This window comes from Streptomyces sp. NPDC005181 (genome assembly GCF_040608395.1).
Lineage (GTDB): Bacteria > Actinomycetota > Actinomycetes > Streptomycetales > Streptomycetaceae > Streptomyces.
Window position 1 is genome coordinate 1 of sequence record NZ_JBEXID010000234.1, and the last position, 1,826, is coordinate 1,826.

The window sequence follows — 1,826 nt, forward strand, 5'->3', positions numbered from 1 at the left end:
CGGCCGTGATGCCCAGCTGTGCCTCGACGCCGGTGAACGCCTCGTCCACGACAGGGTCGGCGGCAGGCTTCAGTCCGCGCTCTCGGAGATCATTTCCAAGAGCGCGGAAGCTTTTCCCATCACCTCGAGCGCGGCCTTGTTCCGGGCCAGGTCCTTCTGCAGCCGCTCCACCTGCTGCCGCAGCTTCTCGTTCTCCACCTCCGCGGCGGACTTCTTCGAACGGGCCGGGCTGGTCCGGCGGTCGACCAGGTTTTCCAGAGCCCCGGCATCCCGACCGGCCCGCCACTCCTTGACATGCGAGTGGTAGAGCCGTTCCCGGCGCAGGACCGCACCCTTCTCGTTCCTGGGCGCGGCGTCGTACTCGGCGACGATCCGCAGTTTGTACTCCGAGGTGAAAGTGCGGCGCTTCGGCCCCGGCGCCGGGTCGGACCCGACGGGTTCTGTGCTGGGCATAAGAAACGGTTCTCCTGTCGTGCCCTCTCAGGCTAACCCCGCAGAACGGGATGTCTCACCCAAGGCTGACAGAGAGGGCAACGCCTGATGGCCAAGGCCGCCCACGTCGTTACGTGCTCGCCGAGCAGGGCCCCGGGTGGTGGGTTGAGGTGGGACGTGAACGCTCGCGGTAGCGTGGCCGCATGGATGAACCCCGGATCAAGGTGTACGGCTCAGCAACCGAAATCACCGTTGCGGCCAATGCCGCAGGGTTGCGGGGCCTGGCTGAGCGACTCATGGGGCTCGCTGATCCCGAACTCAGGGACGGGTACCACGAGCATCTTGAGGCCGGTATCACTCTCGAAGAGGGCTCGGTCAGCCTGATCTTGGCCCGAGACGAAACGCTGTAGAGGCCACGCCTACCCGGAACCATAGCCGTGCCCGGCACGTGCCCGACGCCCTGCGTGGGCAGCCTGTCAAGTTCACTGCGGTCAAGTACAAGGAGACCTGCCCTTAGTTACCACTGAGGAGCCGTTTGGTCTCAGACACGAAGACGCCCCCGCCACCCAGAGGGCAGCGGGGGCATCCGTTACTCAGGCTCGTCGTCGAGGGGCGGGATGTCGGGCTCGATGAACAGCCCGGCGTACTGCGGTGCTGGCGGCGGCCCGGCAATAGTGTCCGTCAGCGGTTTCACGTTCCGCTGCATCTGACGGGGCGGGGCATCGACCATCGAGTCTCCTGTACATCGCAGTAGCTGTGAGGGCCCCGAGGCCGAGCAGCCCGTGGGGGTTGCGGGACTGGCCCGAGGACGGTGCCTCGGCACCGCAACGGCGGCACACCAGGGCATCCGGATCATCCGGTGGGGCCTGGAGAGAGTAACCGTCCGGGCAGGTCTGCCCGTCGGCGCCCTTACCGCCTGCACCGTCCTTGCCGTCCGCCCCCAGCGTGCCTGCAGGGCCGGTGTCGCCCTTCGGGCCCACGACGGACTGTCCGTCCGTACCCGGAGCGCCCGTCGGTCCTGGCGCGCCGACGCCGTCGGCGCCGTCTTCACCGTCAGCACCGGGGCCGGCCATGGCCAGGGCCATGAGGTCCAGGTCGATGACAATATCCTGCGGCTTGGCGTGCGCCTTGATGTAGCTGGACCTGCCGGCGCCGGGTGGGCCGGTGACGACGATCAGCACGACATCACCATCCCTGTGACGTCCTGAGCGGCTGCGGCCCGACCCGGTTCCCTTTGGAGCTGTTGCACCGCCTGTGCATGGAGCGCGCGTCGGCCGGGTCGACGAGGCTGCCCCCCTTAGCTTGATCTTTAAGGCTGCTGCTCGGCCCCGCCGCGTCTAGGCATATCCGTTTTGCGCTGTTTCTTGCCGACTGGGTGGCGGGGTGCGGGTGTG

3 protein-coding genes are annotated in these 1,826 nt (G+C 67.5%); 1 reads left to right on the forward strand and 2 read right to left on the reverse strand.

Annotated features, from left to right (window positions below; translation table 11 throughout):
- Positions 1–69: 69 nt before the first annotated feature.
- Positions 70–453, reverse strand: a complete 384-nt coding sequence (locus ABZV38_RS40275) for a hypothetical protein (RefSeq protein ID WP_356333913.1) — start codon at positions 451–453, stop codon at positions 70–72.
- A 182-nt stretch (positions 454–635) separates the two neighbouring features.
- Between ABZV38_RS40275 and ABZV38_RS40280 the strand changes: the two genes are divergently transcribed.
- Positions 636–842 (forward strand): hypothetical protein, encoded by a 207-nt coding sequence (locus ABZV38_RS40280; protein WP_356333915.1) that lies wholly within the window; start codon positions 636–638, stop codon positions 840–842.
- A gap of 179 nt (positions 843–1,021) precedes the next feature.
- Here ABZV38_RS40280 and ABZV38_RS40285 read toward each other — a convergent pair whose 3' ends face one another.
- Complete coding sequence (locus ABZV38_RS40285) at positions 1,022–1,162, reverse strand: hypothetical protein (protein ID WP_356333917.1); 141 nt, start codon at positions 1,160–1,162, stop codon at positions 1,022–1,024.
- Positions 1,163–1,826 lie beyond the last annotated feature (664 nt).

Excerpts from the sequence above, each read along its gene's own strand:
- ABZV38_RS40280 (WP_356333915.1), top strand. The coding sequence starts at position 636 with ATGGATGAACCCCGGATCAAGGTGTACGGCTCAGCAACCGAAATCACC.
- ABZV38_RS40275 (WP_356333913.1), bottom strand. The coding sequence starts at position 453 with ATGCCCAGCACAGAACCCGTCGGGTCCGACCCGGCGCCGGGGCCGAAG.
- ABZV38_RS40285 (WP_356333917.1), bottom strand. The coding sequence starts at position 1,162 with ATGGTCGATGCCCCGCCCCGTCAGATGCAGCGGAACGTGAAACCGCTG.